The organism is Streptomyces novaecaesareae, from assembly GCF_000716875.1.
Lineage (GTDB): Bacteria > Actinomycetota > Actinomycetes > Streptomycetales > Streptomycetaceae > Kitasatospora > Kitasatospora novaecaesareae.
Window position 1 is genome coordinate 65,268 of the sequence record NZ_JNWQ01000024.1, and the last position, 16,423, is coordinate 81,690.

At 70.7% G+C, this 16,423-nt stretch carries 13 protein-coding genes and 3 pseudogenes; 9 read left to right on the forward strand and 7 right to left on the reverse strand.

What is annotated here, in order from left to right; translation table 11 throughout:
- The first annotated feature begins 34 nt into the window (after nucleotides 1-34).
- Nucleotides 35-1,198, forward strand: coding sequence for an ROK family protein (locus OP86_RS11920; protein ID WP_030057997.1), 1,164 nt, complete (start codon nucleotides 35-37; stop codon nucleotides 1,196-1,198).
- Between the two features lie 125 nt (nucleotides 1,199-1,323).
- On the opposite strand, the gene OP86_RS11925 is transcribed toward OP86_RS11920, so the two are convergent.
- Nucleotides 1,324-2,097, reverse strand: coding sequence for a GntR family transcriptional regulator (locus OP86_RS11925; protein ID WP_030057996.1), 774 nt, complete (start codon nucleotides 2,095-2,097; stop codon nucleotides 1,324-1,326).
- A gap of 334 nt (nucleotides 2,098-2,431) precedes the next feature.
- On the opposite strand from OP86_RS11925, the gene OP86_RS11930 reads away from it, so the two are divergent.
- Both OP86_RS11930 and OP86_RS11935 read left to right on the forward strand, forming a co-directional pair.
- Entirely contained in the window at nucleotides 2,432-3,229 is a 798-nt protein-coding gene (locus OP86_RS11930; protein WP_425337757.1) for an exodeoxyribonuclease III, read from the forward strand.
- Nucleotides 3,230-3,281: 52 nt separating this feature from the next.
- Nucleotides 3,282-3,764 (forward strand): hypothetical protein, encoded by a 483-nt coding sequence (locus OP86_RS11935; protein ID WP_030057994.1) that lies wholly within the window; start codon nucleotides 3,282-3,284, stop codon nucleotides 3,762-3,764.
- Nucleotides 3,765-4,082: 318 nt separating this feature from the next.
- Here OP86_RS11935 and OP86_RS11940 read toward each other — a convergent pair whose 3' ends face one another.
- The 4 genes and pseudogenes from OP86_RS11940 to OP86_RS11950 all read right to left on the reverse strand — a co-directional run bounded on the left by OP86_RS11940 (nucleotide 4,083) and on the right by OP86_RS11950 (nucleotide 6,526).
- Nucleotides 4,083-4,754, reverse strand: coding sequence for a hypothetical protein (locus tag OP86_RS11940; RefSeq protein ID WP_051829985.1), 672 nt, complete (start codon nucleotides 4,752-4,754; stop codon nucleotides 4,083-4,085).
- A 212-nt stretch (nucleotides 4,755-4,966) separates the two neighbouring features.
- A pseudogene (locus OP86_RS32880) lies at nucleotides 4,967-5,749 on the reverse strand (transposase); the annotation flags it as partial.
- Between the two features lie 84 nt (nucleotides 5,750-5,833).
- Nucleotides 5,834-6,121 (reverse strand): restriction endonuclease fold toxin-2 domain-containing protein, encoded by a 288-nt coding sequence (locus OP86_RS36540; protein ID WP_342447781.1) that lies wholly within the window; start codon nucleotides 6,119-6,121, stop codon nucleotides 5,834-5,836.
- 183 nt (nucleotides 6,122-6,304) lie between these two features.
- Nucleotides 6,305-6,526: a hypothetical protein gene (locus OP86_RS11950; protein ID WP_157849722.1), complete on the reverse strand. Its 222-nt coding sequence runs from the start codon at nucleotides 6,524-6,526 to the stop codon at nucleotides 6,305-6,307.
- 1,687 nt (nucleotides 6,527-8,213) lie between these two features.
- Between OP86_RS11950 and OP86_RS35785 the strand changes: the two genes are divergently transcribed.
- Nucleotides 8,214-8,450, forward strand: a complete 237-nt coding sequence (locus tag OP86_RS35785; RefSeq protein WP_106973394.1) for a hypothetical protein — start codon at nucleotides 8,214-8,216, stop codon at nucleotides 8,448-8,450.
- Between the two features lie 60 nt (nucleotides 8,451-8,510).
- Here the strand turns inward: OP86_RS35785 and OP86_RS32885 are convergent.
- Nucleotides 8,511-8,950 (reverse strand): annotated as a pseudogene (locus OP86_RS32885) (nucleoside deaminase).
- Here OP86_RS32885 and OP86_RS36545 point away from each other — a divergent pair.
- From OP86_RS36545 to OP86_RS34710, 5 genes and pseudogenes are all read left to right on the forward strand, one after another.
- A complete protein-coding gene (locus OP86_RS36545; RefSeq protein ID WP_157849723.1) occupies nucleotides 8,943-9,137 on the forward strand; it encodes a hypothetical protein in 195 nt (64 codons plus the stop codon). The pseudogene OP86_RS32885 and the gene OP86_RS36545 sit on opposite strands and share 8 nt — an antisense overlap.
- A gap of 69 nt (nucleotides 9,138-9,206) precedes the next feature.
- Nucleotides 9,207-9,602, forward strand: coding sequence for an effector-associated constant component EACC1 (locus OP86_RS11975; protein ID WP_063832353.1), 396 nt, complete (start codon nucleotides 9,207-9,209; stop codon nucleotides 9,600-9,602).
- A complete protein-coding gene (locus tag OP86_RS11980) occupies nucleotides 9,599-14,056 on the forward strand; it encodes a caspase, EACC1-associated type (protein ID WP_033331669.1) in 4,458 nt (1,485 codons plus the stop codon). Before OP86_RS11975 ends, OP86_RS11980 begins: the two co-directional genes overlap by 4 nt.
- Nucleotides 14,057-14,529: 473 nt before the next feature.
- Nucleotides 14,530-14,787, forward strand: a complete 258-nt coding sequence (locus OP86_RS11985; protein ID WP_030060921.1) for a hypothetical protein — start codon at nucleotides 14,530-14,532, stop codon at nucleotides 14,785-14,787.
- A 263-nt stretch (nucleotides 14,788-15,050) separates the two neighbouring features.
- A pseudogene (locus OP86_RS34710) lies at nucleotides 15,051-15,890 on the forward strand (IS5 family transposase).
- On the opposite strand, the gene OP86_RS11995 reads toward OP86_RS34710, so the two are convergent.
- Nucleotides 15,887-16,171: a hypothetical protein gene (locus OP86_RS11995; RefSeq protein WP_030060920.1), complete on the reverse strand. Its 285-nt coding sequence runs from the start codon at nucleotides 16,169-16,171 to the stop codon at nucleotides 15,887-15,889. The pseudogene OP86_RS34710 and the gene OP86_RS11995 sit on opposite strands and share 4 nt — an antisense overlap.
- Nucleotides 16,172-16,423 lie beyond the last annotated feature (252 nt).

The following is a 16,423-nucleotide window of genomic DNA, read 5'->3' on the forward strand; positions in this document are numbered from 1 at the left end:
CAGGGCAGTCGCGCGAACGGCGAAGGGCATCGCATTGGCGGATCGGCTCACCGGAGGAGACTCCTCCCTGCTGCGGCGGATCAACGCGGCGGTCACGCTCCGGGCGCTGCGGGACGGCCACTCCGTGACCCTCACTCAGCTCGTCGGTGAGACCGGGCTCTCCCGCCCGACCGTCGAGGGCGTGATCGAGGGCCTGGTCGAGACCGGGCTGGTCGCCGAGGTCGAGCAGCCCAGGGAGGACGGCCAGCCGGGGCCCGGCCGCCGCGGCCGCCCGGCCCGCTGGTTCCGCTTCCGCGCCGAGGCCGGGCACATCCTCGGCATCGAGATCGGCGTGCACGATATCCGGGTCATCCTGGCCGACCTCACCGGCGAGCTGGTGGGCAGTCACTTCAAGCCGGTGGACGAGGCCCTGGAGGCCGAGGAGCGGCTCACCGCCGTCCGTACCGCCGTCGCCGAGGTGCTGCGCAAGGCCGGCATCTCCCGCGACAACCTCTGGGCCGTCGGCATCGGCACCCCCGGCATCGTGGACCGCGAGGGCACCGTCCGGCTCGGCACCGCGATGCCCGGCTGGACCGGCCTCGACCTCGGCGCCCGGCTGCGGCGCTCCTTCCGCTGCCCGGTCCTGATCGAGAACGACGCCAACCTCGCCGCCATCGCCGAACACTGGCAGGGCTCGGCCGTCGGCGCCGACGACGTCGTCTTCGTGATGGCCGGCCTCAGCCCGGGCGCCGGCTCCCTCATCAACGGCAGGCTGCACCGCGGCTACGGCGGCGCGGCCGGCGAGATCGGCGCCCTCCACCTGCTCGGCCAGGAGGTCACCCCCGAACGCCTGCTGTCCACCACCGGCAAGCCGCTCAACCCGCTGGACGAGGCCGCCGTCGCCCGCGTCCTGCGGCTGGCCCGGGAGGGCGACGAGGTCGCCAAGGTCGCCATGGACCGCTTCCTCACCCGCCTCGTCCAGGGCGTCGCCGCGCTCGTCCTGGCCATCGACCCGCAGCTGGTGGTCATCGGCGGTTGGGCGGCCGGCCTCGGCGGCGTCCTGGACCCCCTGCGCGAGCGCCTCGCCCAGTTCACGCTGCGCGCCCCCGAGGTCGCCCTGGCGGCGCTGGGGTCGGAGGTGGTGGCGATGGGCGCCCTGCGGGTGGCCCTGGACCACGTCGAGGACCAGCTCTTCGCGGTGGACCCGCCCCGGGCCTGAGCCCGGGATGGCCCCTCCCCGCTATCTCCTCCCTCCCCCTCCCCGCCTCCTCCCCGTCTCAACGGCAAAGGCCCGGACGCCACTTGGGCGTCCGGGCCTCGGCCTGAGGGTTTCCGGCAGACGGTTCAGGAGGCGGTGCGGACCTCGGCGGTCGCGGCGACCGGGGTGACCTCGACCAGGCCGGTCTCGCCGAAGGTCAGCTTGCAGGTGTCCGCGCGGTACGTGGAGACGGCGAGCGCCACCAGGCGGCCGGCGGCGGCGTACTGAGTGGTCATCACCAGGACCGGGGAGCCGGGCGGGCGCTCCAGGAGGGCGGCCTGCTCGGCCTCGGCGACGCCGAGCTCGACCGAGCGCGACTCGCCGTCCACCTCCAGGCGCTCCAGCTGGCGCAGCACCGAGCGGGCGCGGTCGCTCTCGGCGCGGAACCCGGGCAGGTGCGGCAGCGCGGCAGCCGGGACGTGCAGCGACTCGGTGGCCATCGCACGGCCCTCCACCAGGCGGACCCGGCGGACGGTGTGCACGGTGGCGCCCTCGGCGATGCCGAGGCCCTTCGCCAGCTGCGCGGAGGCGGGGGCGGTGGTGCAGTCGACCGTGCGCCAGGCCTGGCTGCGGGCGGTGCCGGGCCAGCCCTCCTCCTGCCGGCTGACCGGGACGCCGACCCGCGGGGCGGCGATCAGGGTGCCGATCCCCCGGCGGCGCACCAGGCGGCCCTCCAGCTCCAGCTGGTCGAGCGCCTGCCGCAGCGTCGCCCGGGCGACGCCGAAGCGGGCGGCCAGCTCACGCTCGTTGGGCAGGACCTGACCGGTGGAGAACTCCGAGTCGATGGCCCGCAGCAGCACGGTGCGCAGGTGCCAGTACTTCGGCTCCGGCACCGCAGAAAGCTGTCCTGTCGTCCCCACCGCGTCCTCCACCTGTTGTTCTGTCCGCTTGTTCTGTCCGCCCTGCGACAAGGAGGGCGGATCCCGGGGCCCGCTGTCCGCTGTTGCGGCAGGTGGGAGAGCGAGCCTTTATCCGTCCTTCTTTATTAAAGGTCCTTGCAGTAAGCGACCCTAGGTGCTCCGTCCGGAGATGGTCAAGACCAATGGCGCGGCCTGACGCGACTGTCGCACATATTCATGCCGCGTTCACGTCATCTCATGTCAGCCACTGCCACCATCCGACCTGCACCGTCGGCACCGCGCGTCACGATTCGGGTCGGGTACGGCCAGTCGGTAGGCTGCCCGAGTGATCGTGGTGACGAGTGTGAACGTGAACGGAATCCGGGCGGCGGCCAAGAAGGGCTTCGTCGAATGGCTGGCCGGCACCGAGGCGGACGTGATCTGCCTCCAGGAGGTGCGCTCCGAACCCGAGCAGCTGCCCGTCGAACTGCGCGACCTGGACGGCTGGCACGCGGTCTGGGCCCCCTCCGCCGCCAAGGGCCGGGCCGGCGTCGCCATCCTGTCCCGCGCGGAGCCGCAGCGCACCACGATCGGATTCGGATCCGAGGAATTCGACAATTCGGGCAGGTACGTCGAAATCGACCTTCCCGGGCTGACCATCGCCAGCCTCTACCTCCCCTCCGGCGAAGTCGGCACCGAGCGCCAGGACGAAAAGGAACGCTTCATGGCGGAATTCCTCGTCCACCTCGACACCCTGCGCACCCGCGCCGCCGCCGCCGGCCGCGAGGTCGTGGTCTGCGGCGACTGGAACATCGCCCACCGCCCCGAGGACCTCAAGAACTGGAAGGCCAACCAGAAGTCCGCCGGCTTCCTCCCCGAAGAACGCGCCTGGCTCTCCCGCGTCTACGACGAAACCGGCTACACCGACGTCGTCCGCGCCCTCCACCCCGACCGCACCGGCCCCTACTCCTGGTGGTCCTACCGCGGCCGCGCCTTCGACAACGACTCCGGCTGGCGAATCGACCTCATCGTGACAACTCGGGGCATCGCGGACAAGTGCATCGAGGCCCACGTCGAGCGCGCCGCCTCCCACGCCGAGCGCTGGAGCGACCACGCGCCCGTCACCGCCGCGTTCGACTTCGGAGATAACTGACCTGCACGCAGCTGTAGTTGAGCTGCAGACCTCAGAGGCGGCCCGACCTGAGGTGACCCCCAGCCCAGACCCACTCGCACAGACGAACGAGGCCGCGATCTCGCCCAGCCAGTTTGACAAGTCGATTCGTCGCGGCGCCCGGTGCCAGGGGCGCCGCGACCGGCACCCGCTGCCCCACCTCGCCACCGACCCAGGGCACGGCACCTGGGCCTTCGCCGTCGACGTCCCCTCCACCGACGGACACCGCCGTACCATCCGCCGCGCCGGCTTCCCCAACGTACTCGACGCTCGCATCGCCCTGCGGCGCTTCAACCAGGGCCTGGCCGCCGGTGCCGTCACCGACCCACGGCAGAGCACCGCCGAGTACCTGAACGGCCGGCTCGCGGAGAAGGAGCTCCACCTCAAGCCCACCACCATCGCCCACTACCGCGCCTACGTCGAACAGGACCTGATCCCCGCCCTCGACGACCTCACCCGCCAACACCTGAGCGCGCCTTCGTCGCCACCCAACTACGCCGCCACTGCGGCAAAGTGACCGTCCACCGGATCATGTCCACCCTCACCGTCGCCGGCCGCTGGGGTGTCCATGGCCGATCATCTCGCCTTCAAGTCCTCACTGATTCAATGATCTCCCGAGCACGGCACCAGTTGGCATCAGGCCTGCCAGGCGAAGCATGCCGGATGGAGCAAGATGCAGTCCGGGAGGGCCGACGAGGACGTCCGACCAACTCTGTCGCAGGTCAGGCCAACCGTCACCGTGATCACTGAAGTTCCCCGCAGTTCCGGGATTCCATGGTCGGTGCCCAGCACAGCCACCAGGTGATGCCGGGCACCGGTCGGCTTTCACGCGGTGTCAGGCCTCGCAGGTGGCAGGACTCGTGGAGGTGTTGGGCTTGGTGCAGAGCGGGCCGAGTCCGGTCGTGGCATCGGGGCGGGTGATGAAGGCGAGTGGTCCGGCGTTGTGCTCACCGTTGAACGGTGTGGTGCCGGTGAAGCCGCACGCGGCGGCGTCGCTGGGCTTGTTGAACCAGAAGCCGACGTGGAAGGTGTTCGTGGGCGGCAGCGAGACGTCCGGGTCGAAGCCGAAGATCTGGTCGAGCAGGATGGTCCGGATCTCGGCGCGGCCGTTGCCGGCGTGGTCGGTGTGGAGGTCAGATTGGTACCAGGCCAGACCGAAGTTGGTGAATCCGGGGACGGGCTGACCGTTCGCCTGCTGGTTGCTGCGCTGAACGGTGAAGAGGTCGAAGTCCAGGTCGGGCTTGAAACCGCGCAGCTCGATCTCCATGGTGTCGTTAGTCTCGCCGCGGCGGACCTCGGCCTTCACGCGCGGGGTCTCGCCGTTGCCTGCCAGACAGGGCAGGAACGGGGTGTTGGGGAAGAGCTTGAACTCGGTGGTCTCGTGGTGGCCGCCGAGCGGCTTGGGCTCGGCCGCGGTGGCCGTGCCCACGCCGGTGACGGTCAGGGCGGTGAGCGCGAGGGCGAGTTCGAGGGTGCGCCGGGGGCGCAGCCTGGCGAGCAGGGGCATGGATGTCCTCCAGGGGCGAAGAGGCCGAAATGGTCACTTATAGGCAGAAAGTGATCCACTGCGACCACCTGTACCAGCACGTCCGCGGATCGCTCTTCAACACGCACGACGGCACACCCGTTCAACGCGTCCCTCACCCGCCACACGGAGCAAAGTCGTGCTCAGTCCGCCCGGGGGGGGTGCCTCTATCTCCTTCGTCAAGGCTGCGCGGGTCATGCTGGCGCGGATTCGGGGGTGCGGGTCTCGTAGAAGGTGCCGTCTCGGAGCATGGCGAACAGGACGCTGATGCGTTGGCGGGCAGGGCGGAGGAGGGCCTGGGTGTGGGTCTTGCCGCGGTCTCACTGCCGGTCGTAGTAGGCCCGGGAGTCGGGGTGGTGGAGGGCCGCGAACGCGGAGAGGAACATGGCCCGTTTCAGGAGCCGATTGCCGGTCCTCGGGGCGTGTTCGCCATGGATGGAGGAACCGGAGGACTTCGTCGCCGGAGCGAGGCCGGCGTAGGAGGCCAGGTGGGCGGCGGTGGGGAAGCTGGTGCCGTCGCCGACGGTGACGAGCAGGGTGGCGGCGGTCCTGACGCCGACTCCGGGCATCGAGGTCAGGACCTTGGAAAGAGGGTGGGCCTCCAGCAGTTCGCCGATCTGGGCTTCGACGGCGCGTCGCTGTTCGTGGACGGCGGCGAGCGAGCGGGCCAGGGAGGGCACCACGACGTCCAGGGTGGTGGTGCCCGGGACGACGACGGTCTGCTCGTCGAGCGCGGCGACGATCTCGTCGACCAGGCGTTCGGCCATGCGCGGGGCCTTGGGGCGTATGAGGGTCACGAGTCTTCGTCGGCCGGCCTTGCGCAGGGCGGCCGGCGAGCCGTGCTGTTCCAGCAGGTGGGTGACGGCGGGGTGGTCCAGGCGCGGGCCCAGGACGCGTTCCGGGGAGGGGTGGAACTGGGTGAGCAGGCCGCGCAGGCGGTTGCGGTTGCGGGTGGCCTCGGCGGCGAGGTCCTGGTCAGGCCTCTCATCAGCGGTCATACGGTGCTCCGGGCCGCGGTGACACCACCCCCCCAAGGTCACACCTTCGACAGGGGGCAACAGTCATACCGGGCCCGGAGGCCAGGAGCCCCGTTTCGGGGCCACGAAGAAGGTAACGGGGGCACGTTCCGGACCCGGTGGCGATGAACCGCTGCGGGTCTGCCATCGGCCCGGGAAGCTCTCCCCCTCGAACCTCGTTTTCTTGCCTCTCACGCCCTGCTGATACTTCTCCAGCTCGCCCAGGGTGCGGAAGCAGGTGTCACGGTTTCGTACATCCTTGGCTTCGACGATCATGCCGTCGGTGTCCCGGAGGCCGTCGGCCATGATGTAGGGCTCTTTGCCGGGCGACACCGGCGAGCCCGACAGCGCCCCCCTACTGGCGCACCATGCTCGCGCTGCGAGGTGTTAAGGGCTACGCCCGCTACGTCCGCGAAACGGACCGCAGCATCCTAAAACGAGAAAAGGGCAAGCTCCATGGACCGCAGGCCTTCCTGTGTGCGTCCCATATGTGCCGTGCGCTCTCATCCAGGAGGTCTACTCCGCCAACCGGCCGTGGAAGCCGGCCCGTACGGCGAGGTCGTCGACACGGAGTTCGTCGAGCGTGTGGGCGTAGTCGACCAGTCGTCGGCGAGCATGCCGACGGTCCAGGCGGGGCGGCTTGCGAGGCGGGCCCGCCGCGATGCACAGAGCGAGCGGGAGGCCCGCGCAGCGGGCGAGTACCTTCGACGTGGACTCGCCGTCGACAGAGAGCCACACGCAGGGCCGCTGCACTGCCCACCGACAGCCGAAAGTCCGCAACGGCAATCTGTCGCACGGACGACCATTGGACGAACGCATCTGGAACCGCCGCCCTGTTGGACAGTTGTCACGACTGGAGCCCTGTCCGTCCGGGCATACCGTCGATACCGCCGCTGGCGGGTCCGGCTGAGACTCCCCCACGAGCACAACCGGACCCCTGGCTGGCGGCCGGGCCTGGACGCGACTCCCCCCACGGAGCAGCAACCGGGCCCGCGTACTGTTCAACCAGCGACACGCAGCGTACATGCCATCTCCACGCAACGCTACCGCCTGCCGGGAACCCGATCCGCCCGGCCCGAGAGACCGGTTTCGCGGATCAGCCGCATAGAGCTGCAGGTCCCTTGAGCGAAAACGCCCAAGCACTACGTCCCGCCCAAGCCCCGCCGACGAACGCACCTGCTGGACCCCGGACCAGGCCGCCCCGTTCCCGCACCGCGGCGCCGAGCACTACGCCGACCAGCTCACGACCTCTTCAAGGTCATGCTCGCCACCGCCATGCGCCGCGGCAAGATCCTCGCCGTGCACTGGTCGGACGTCCACCCATGGACCGCAAACTCTTCGCTCTCTCCTTCATCGAGTACGTCCTGCGCTACTGCTGCGCCCGCTGGCGCAGGATCCTCGGCCGGACCGGTGCGGCCGTGCTGGTCACCGCCGTCGTCGCGTTCCCCGGGCCGCGCGACATCACCGCTGACCTCCCGGCCGAACCAGGCGGCGGGCACAGCCATGGCGCCGACGAGGGAGCCGACGGTCACCCAGCCGAGCCGGTCCCGTCCTCGGATACCGCCGCCCCGGCCACCGGCAACGGTCCGACCACCCACCCTGCCCCGGCCTCGACCGGCGGCGCCTCCACCCATCCGAGCCACTGCCACCAGCGCTTCGGGCGGGCGGGTGGGCGGGCAGCACCTCGCCGGCCGGCTCCGCGAGGGGCCGCCGGTCATCGATCAGCGGAGAAGCGAGGATTCCCCCTCGCCAGGAGCGCGCTGCCGCCGCGCAGCGGGCCGCCATGCCCTGGTGAACTCTGCGCCAGCCCGCCCGGGTGGGCAGCCGCAACGGCGGGCGCCGGGTCCTGGGCGGCGAGATGCCGGGCGACTGCGTCGACGCCGGGGCGGACGTACCGCTCCAGCGACCGGACGGACCGTCAAGAACACGATGTTCGGCTTCTCCGCCGAGTACGGGATCGGCAAGGCCAGCGGCACCTCCAGCGCCTTCGGCCTGACCTTGACGGGGCAGCAGTAGGCGGTGGCCAGCAGGCGCGGCGGTTCTGATCGCGGACCGCAGCGAGGACCCGCTGTTTCTCACCGAACGCCGCGTGCCCGGCGGCACCCCGACCAACGACGTCCGCCCGACCACGGGACGGGCCCGACTGTCCTACCGGCGGGCAGAGGAGATCTTCGAGGAGGCCACCCGGCTGCTGGCCAACCCGCCCACCCGTCCCGGGCGGTGTGTGTTACGCACAGGGGGCCGGGTTGACTGCCCGGGAGTAACAGCATTGGGAGCGGGATCGGCTGGATGCGGTGAGCAATTGGCCGACAGAACGTCACTTTCCAAGGCTTCGGCGGTCATTGGCACAAGATCACTTGGGCTAGGGTTACTGGCGGGTAGTCAATCTCGGCTGAGCCCGTACCGTCCTCATCGAAGGAGAACCATGCTTCGACGCCTTTCGACCGCCGCCGTGGCCGCCGCCATCGCCGGCGGCGCACTGCTCGCCGTCGCCCCCGCGCAGAGCGCGTCCGCCGGGACCATCACCTGCGATGTCAACGCACTGCGGGAGCAGGCCTACCAGCTGCGCAGCCAGGGCGACTACGACCAGGCGAACGCCCTCGACGCGCAGGCCCAGGCCTGCGAGGACGCCGATAGCAACATGGGCGGCTCGTGGGGCTGACGCCGATCCGGCACTGACGCCTCCCGGCCGGCCCGCCGTCGGTGGGTCGGCCGGACCCCGTCAGTTTCGCCGGCAATAGAGGTCGATGGGGGTGCGCGCCTCCTCGAACAGAGCCGGGCCGTCCTGGGCCACCATCGGCCAGGCGCCCGAGTCCGGGGTGAGTTCCACGAGTTGCCCGGTGGAGAGCGCGAAGACCACCCGGCCGATGTCGGAGCGGACGATGCCGCCGGCGCACATGCCACAGGGCGGCAGTGGGTCTACGGGGTGGTGCCTGCGGCCGTCCGGGGGTCGAGTGCGCGGGCCGCCCGGCGGGCCGGTTTCAGTTCCAGGTGGGCGCTGATGTCGTTGTCGCACCGCACCGTGTTGTGGGCCTCCGCGAGGACCGTGCCGTCCGGGCCGGCCAGCAGGGAGCCGTACGGCGCGTCGCCGTGAGCGACGGCGGCGGTCGCGATGTGGATCGCGCGGCGCAGGAGTGTCTGGTCGGCGGGGGTGATGAGCAATCCCCGCGAGCGCGGGGCCGGCCTGACCGAGCACCGGCTCGCCCTCGGCGTCTCGGAGCAACTCCCCGCGAGCGCGGGGGTTGCTGGTGAAGGCCTCGTCCCCGAGGCCTGGTGCACCAACTGGGACACGGACAACGGCAACATCTTCTCCGACACAGCCGGCGCCTACGTTCATGCGATGCCATAACCAGCCCCACAGGGGCGCCCTCCGCTTGTACTGTTGACTTCAAGTCACTTTCCTGACGGGGGAATTACCTTGGACGTAACGCTCACGGCAGCAGGCGGTCAGGAAGCCGACGAGCTGCGCTCGCTGCGCACCTGGCTCACCGACGTCGACGAACTGCGCGGCCGGGTCACCTCGGTGGAGAGCCCGCCTGTCCCGGGCACACTCGGCCCGGTGCTCGACGCACTGGCGGTGGCGCTCGGGCCGGGCGGCGTCGCGACGGCGCTGGCGACTGCGGTCATCTCCTGGATCCGCCAGCGGCGCGGCGAGGTAACCCTGAAGATCAGCCGGCCGGATGGGGCCTCGGTCGAGATATCGGGCAAGCGCGTCCAGGGTCTGGACGACCGCACGATCCGGGCGCTGCTGGCGGACGCCATCCGCATACTGGAGGCGGCAGAAGGCACAGGCGAGGTCGAGAGCCCGCGATGACGGATCTGTCGGGGGCAGGCGTCCGGGTGCTGCTGATCGGCACGGCAACGCACCCGGGCCCGACGCTGACCTCCGTTCCCGCAGTCTCCCGGACCATCAACGCCCTGCGGGATCGTCTGATCAGCCGGTGCGGCGTGCCTGCCGACCAGGTGCGCCTGCTGGCCGACCCGGAGACCGCCCGGGACATGGCCACGGCCATCGCCGAGGAGGCGCAGCAAGCCCAGACCACACTGCTGCTCTACTATCTCGGGCACGGCCTCATCGGCCCTGGCAACGAGCTGTACCTCGCGGCGAGCAGCACCGACCAGCTGACGCCCGGTCTTGCTGCCCATCAGGCGCTGCGACTGGCCGACTTGCGCGAAGCGCTGAGCGCCTGCCGGGCCTCCTCGGTCGTCGTGGTCCTCGACTGCTGCTTCTCGGGGCGCGCCAAGCTCGGGAACCGCTCTCCACAGCAGTTCACGCTCCCGCCCGCCCACGGCATGTATCTGCTCGGCTCGGCCGAGCAGCTCGCTTTGGCACCCGAGGACGCGCAGTACACCGCCTTCACCGGGGCGCTGATCAAGCTGGTCGACGAGGGTGATCCGCGTGGCCCGCGTCTGCTGACCCTGGACGCGGCGTACGACTACCTGTTCCGCACCCTGCGCGCCCAGCAGGGCCCGTTGCCCCGTCGCCAGGCCGGCGACCGTTCGGGTGGGCTGGTGCTCGCCGTCAACCCGGCCCAGCCCGAGCCGGTGGGCCGGGTCGAGGAGGAGCCGTTCCCGGGCGGCTGCCCGTACCTGGGCCTGGAGTCCTTCGCCGTGGACGACGCGGAGTTCTTCCACGGGCGGGAGCGGCTGGTCGAGGATCTGGTGCGGGCCTGCGGCAAGGCGCTGGCCGGGCGGCAGTCGGTGATCGTGGTCGGGCCGTCCGGCGCGGGCAAGACCTCGGTACTGCGCGCCGGGCTGGTCGCCGCCCTGCGCCGGGGTGTACCGGAGTTACCCGGCTCGGCCGGCTGGCCCAGCGTGTTGCTCACGCCCGGGGCGCACCCGCTGCAGGGCCTGGCCGCCGCGCTGCACCCGGACGGCATCGCCGGATCCGAATCCCTGCGTGCGGACCCGGGTTCGGCGGCGGCGCTGGTCGGCGGCGTACTGGCGGAACAGTCCGCCGAGCGGCTGGTGCTGGTGGTCGACCAGCTGGAGGAGCTGTTCACCGTCTGCCAGAGCCAGTCGGAGCGCACGGCCTTCCTGGCCGCGCTGGCGGCCCTCGCCGCCGACGCGCAGGCCCTGGTGGTGCTGGCTCTGCGGGCCGACTTCTACGGTCAGGCTCTGGACTTCCCGGAGCTGGCGGCGGCGCTGCGGGACCACCAGGTGCAGGCCGTGGCGATGCGGCCGGAGGAACTGCGCGCGGCGATCGAGCGGCCGGCCGAACTGGCCGGGCTGACGCTCGACGAGGGCCTGGCCGACCTGCTGCTACACGAACTGGGCGCCACCCAGCTCACCGGCCCGGAGCCGGGCACGCTGCCGATGCTCTCCCACACCCTGTGGGCCATCTGGCGGCAGCGCCACGGCGCCCGGCTGACCGTGGCCGGTCTGCGGGCCACCGGCGGGATCACCCAGGCGATCGCCCGCACCGCCGACGACACCTACGACCAGCTGGACGAGGCGGGCCGCAGTGCCCTTCGCCGGATGCTGCCCCGACTGGTCCGGGTGGACGACCGGAGCGTGGACACCGCCCAACGGGTCGACCGCGCCAGCCTGGTGCAGGGGCTGCCCGACTCCGAGGCGGCGGAGCGGGCCCTGTACAGGTTCGCCGAGGCCCGGTTGCTGGTCCTGGACGAGCAGACCGTCGCGCTGAGCCATGACGCCCTGCTGCGCGGCTGGCTGCGTCTGCGCGCGTGGGTGGACGCGGACCGCGAATGGCTGCGCACCCGTCAGCGGCTGGCCGCCGACGCCGAGACCTGGTGGGAGGCCGGACAGGACCCTTCCCTGCTGTACCGCGGCACCCGGCTGGCGGCCGCCCGCGAGGGCGCTGCCGAGGCCGACCGGGCGGAGGAACTTCCGTCACGGCTGACCGAGTTCCTCGACCGCTCGAAGCGGTACGAGCGGCGCCGGGTCCGGCGCGGGAGGGCGGCGATCGCGTCCCTGGTCGTGCTGACCCTGCTGTCGGTGAGCGGCGGCGGTCTGGCCCTCACCTTCCAGCAGGAATCCCGCGCCCAGCAGCAGCACGCGGTGGCCCAGCTGGTCGCGGCCGAAGCCGCCGACCTGCGTAACAGCCAGCCCGGCCTGGCCAAGCAGCTTGCTGTGGCGGCGTACCGGCTCGACCCGCAGGCAAACAGGGCCGCGCTGTTCGCCGCGGTGGGAACGGACGGCGTCTTCGACGGCCAGGACCGGGCGGCGGACCTGGCCCAGAGCACGGACGGGCGCCGCCTGGCCATCTCGACCGGGAACTCGGTCGCGCTGTGGAGCACGGCGGGCGCCGGCGAAGGCCGCATCCAGCTCCCGGGCGTCGGCCCGGTCGCCCTGAGCCCGGACGGACGGCTGGTCGCCGCGGCCGCCGGTCAGCAGGGCAAGCCGGCTGTGCGGCTGTGGGACATCGGTGATCCCGCCCACCCCAAGGAACTCGCGATCCCCCCGGCGGCCGATCAGTCCGGTGTCACCGCACTGGCCTTCAGCCCGGACGGACACATGCTCGCCGCCGGTACGGACGGCGGCACGATCCGGCTCCTGGACCTGTCCGAGCCGGCCGCGCCGAAGCCCCTCCCGGCGCTGACCGGCCACACCGGGGTCGTCGACTCGCTGACCTTCGCCCCGTCGGGCCGCACCCTGGCCAGTGCCGGCGCCGACAGGTCGGTGCACCTCTGGGATCTCGTCGCGCCTGCTCGGCCGGTCGCCCTGCCGAAACTGGACGGCGGCCCGCTCGCCGACAATCTCCACCCAAAGCCGCTGCACCGGCTGGCGTTCAGCCCGGACGGGAACCTGCTGGTCGGGCCCGGGGACGGCGACGGCAACGCACTCCGGCTCTGGGACGTGCGCAACCCCACCCAGCCGCACCTGGCGAAGACCGATGAATACGCGACCGTGCCGGACTGCCGAACACACCTGATCTCGGCCGCGTTCAGCCCGGACGGTCACCTGCTCGCCACCGTCTGCGAGCACTCCGCGATGCTGTGGCAGGTGAGCACCGATCCACCCGACGTCGTCAACATCAACGCGATGGAGGAGCCCCTGGTCGACGAGGCCACCGCCACCACCGGCCCCGCCCTGTTCGTACCCGCAGGCAACCCGCTGTTGGCCAAGCCCGTGACCGGCTTGGTGCTCACCGCCACCGGACGGGGAGTCCACCTGACCGATGTGACCAACCCCTTCCAGCCCGGCGCCGCGGCCAGCCTCGGCCGGTCGCCGAGCGGTTTCGTCGTGCCCGTGACGTTCAGTTCCGGCCCGCGGCAGCTAGTCGCCTGGGAAGGAGAGAGTGACGGGGCACTCTGGGATCTGAGCGGCGACCCGCCGCACCACCGGCTCGCAGCCCTGCCCGGCAGCGGCCAACTGGGCGCGGCTGGCGTCGCCTTCAGCCCCGACGGCCGCATCCTGGCCACCGGCGAACTGGACCAGAACGGCAAACCCGTGGTCCGCCTGCGCAGCACCGAGCAGCCGGACGCGGCCGTGCTGTCCACCATCGACGGCCTCGACAACTCTGCCGGTGCCCTCGCCTTCGCTTCCGACGGCCGAACCCTGGCGGTGTCCGACACGAATGACCACCTAGATGGCCGGGTCACCCCGACGGTGAAGCTGTACGACCTGGCGGACCGCACGCATCCCCACCGGATCGCCGTACTGCCGGGCGAGGTCTTCCGCCTGGCCTTCTCCTCCGACCACCACCTGCTGGCCGGAGGCGGCGCGGACTCGCTGCAGCTATGGGACACCACCGACCCACGGCACCCGACCGTGCTGCCGCCGAAGCCGCTCACCGCTGGTGCGCTCGTGTCCGAGCCTGCCTTCAGCCCGGACGGCCACCTGCTGGCAGTGTCCGACTCCACCGGCGCGACCAGGCTGTGGGAGGTCACCGGAGACCGACTGGGCGACGCGGACCCGGTGGTCGTGCAGGCGCCCGGGACCGGCCCCGGCATCTCGTTCAGCCCGGACGGCCGTACCCTCGCCATGACGGGCACGGGAGACAGCTTCGCCGCCGTCGGGCCGAGGTACCCGCACATCGAGCTCTGGGATGTCGGCAACTGGCGGGTCCCGACCCTCCAGGCCGTGGTGGCCACTGGTCCGACGAGCGGGGTCCGGACTTCCGAGATCGCGGTGAGCGCCGACGGGAAGCTCCTCGCGACAGTCGGCGCGACCGTGGACATCTGGAGCACGGACCAACCCACCACGCTTGAGACCATCTGCGAGTCCGTAGGCGACACCATCACGGACGAACAGTGGCAGCGGTACGTCCCCGGCGGAACGCCGTACCGAAAGCCCTGTCCCTGACTCACCCGCGGCCAGCGCCGCCAGCGGCGTGCCCGGCAACAGCTACGGGCCGGAGGGAAGTTCGGTGCCGCAGGACAGCTTCGCGGCAGACGTCTCTGACAGTCCTTGACGTACGGTAACCGAGACAGGTGCCCAGCGGCCCCGCTTGCGCAAGAAGCACCGACACAACGAGTGCGCATCAGGCGCGGATTTCCAGCCGCTGCAGCAACCGATGCCCATCGAGTCGGGACCCTACAAGGGCCGTGTCGACAGTCAGCCGATTCGGCTCTGGCGAAGATCTTGTCATCGAGCCTGTGGCGGCGAGGAGTCTGAAACGCTGTCTACCGTCCCGAGTTCACCCCGCACCGGCCGGCATCCGCCACAACGCGCCGGCCTGAACCCACCCGCATTCGCGTCCGCCCACCCTGCCTGGCGGCAAGAATGGGGCACCACGGCGCGATGTGGCACCGCGACAGTCCTGGAGGTACGGATCCGTGACCCGGTACAGCGTCGACGCCGAACGGCACGAGCTGATCGCCACTTGGGGAACAGGCGAGGGCGATCTCGCCACCCGCATCGCCGACCTCCCCGTCGGGGCCGGCACCTCCGTGCTCCTGAGTCTGGCCCGCGCGCTCACCCACCTGTCCGAGGCCGCGTGGCGCACCTACACCCACCCTGCCAGCGCCGCCGCCTCCATGGAGCCCGGCTCCGAGGGCTGGCGCCGCGAGGAGGAGCGCAAGTCCTTAGCTTGACTCTGTCGGGGATCTTGGTGTTTCCCAGTGCGCGAGCATGATCGGCGGGCATGCTCAGCGGGCCTCTGCCCGGCAACCCCACCCGCCAACACCGCCGGAACATTTGCCGGGTAGGTCGGCACTGTCCCCGAGCTGCCAGCGAGGGCCGCTGCCCGTCTCGTCCGCTTCTGCAGCTCGAAGTCCGTCTGGTTTGCAGACGTCATGGAATCGCCCAACCAGCAACGGAACGGCATCCTCCGGCTTGCTGGTGCTGACGCTGCGTCATGACCCAGCGCAAGCCGTACCCCAGCGACCTGTCCGACGCCCGATGGGCCCTGATCGAACCGACTCTGACGGCCTGGAGAAAGGCCCCACTCGACCACAGGCCCACCGGACAGCCGGCGAAAGTCGACCTGCGCGACGTTTTCAACGCGATCCTCTACGTCAACCGCACCGGAATCCCTGGAAATACCTTCCGCACGACTTCCCCAGCCACGGCACCGTCTACGCCTACTATGCCGCGTGGCGCGACGAGGGAATCTTCGCCCAACTGAACTACGATCTCACCGGACTGGCCCGGGTGAAGAAAGGCCGCAAGCCCGAGCCGACCGCCTCGGTGATCGACACCCAGAGTGTGAAGACCTCCACCAACGCACCCACGACCAGCCAGGGAACCGACGCCGCGAAGAACATCGCCGGTCGGAAACGGGGGATCCTCACCGACACGATCGGCCTGATCCTCGCCGTGGCCGTCACCGCCGCGAGCCCGTCCGAGAACGCCGTGGGAATACAGCTCCTCGATCAGGCCAAGAAGACCTATCCGAGCATCTCCAAGAGTTGGGTCGACACCGGCTTCAAGAACGCCATGGTCGAGCATGGAGCCGGCCTCGGAATCGACGTCGAAGTCGTCCACCGGAAGTCCGACGTCCCCGGATTTCACGTGGTGAAAAGACGGTGGGTGGTCGAACGGAGTCTCGGGTGGATCATGCTGCGGCGTCCGCCTCGCCCGCGACTACGAGACCCTCCCGGCCAGCTCCGAAGCCGTGATCCACATCGCCTCGATCGACAACCTCACCAAGCGCATAACGGACGAAAACACACCAACCTGGCGAGGAACCTACTAGGGCATAAAGGGCAATCCGCCCACACTAAACGCCCTCTCAGGTGCGCTCACGTCGCAGAGGAGGCTGAGGCCTGCCAGTCGCTGATCGTCTCCCCGATTCGGCACCGACATCACCGGCTCGGGGAACAGGTCCCAGAGTGCCCAGACCATCGGATCGAGCTGGTCCGGGGAGTCCTCCATCTCGCCCTGACCTGCGAACGCGGTCATCTGCTCCTCCAGTTCGGCGGACTTGCGTGCCGGCCCGACGTGGTGGCCCCGGGCTTGCTCGTAGAGCTGCGCCACCGCCGCCGCGCGGGCGCGCTTACCTCGGGCGGCGTGGACGATCCGCCAGCTGGCCCGACCCCGACGAACTCTTGGCCATGACACACCCCTTGATCCAGGTCTGATCGGGGTGGGGCAGCCCGAGAAAGACAGTTAACGTCCGTTAAATGAAGAGTGAGCTGCCCCGAGTTTCGTGGAGTCCGCGATCGTGTGATCAAGCGGCCCGCGGGACTTCCTCCAGGCTCGCCCAATACGCCTGCTCGTATTCGTCGG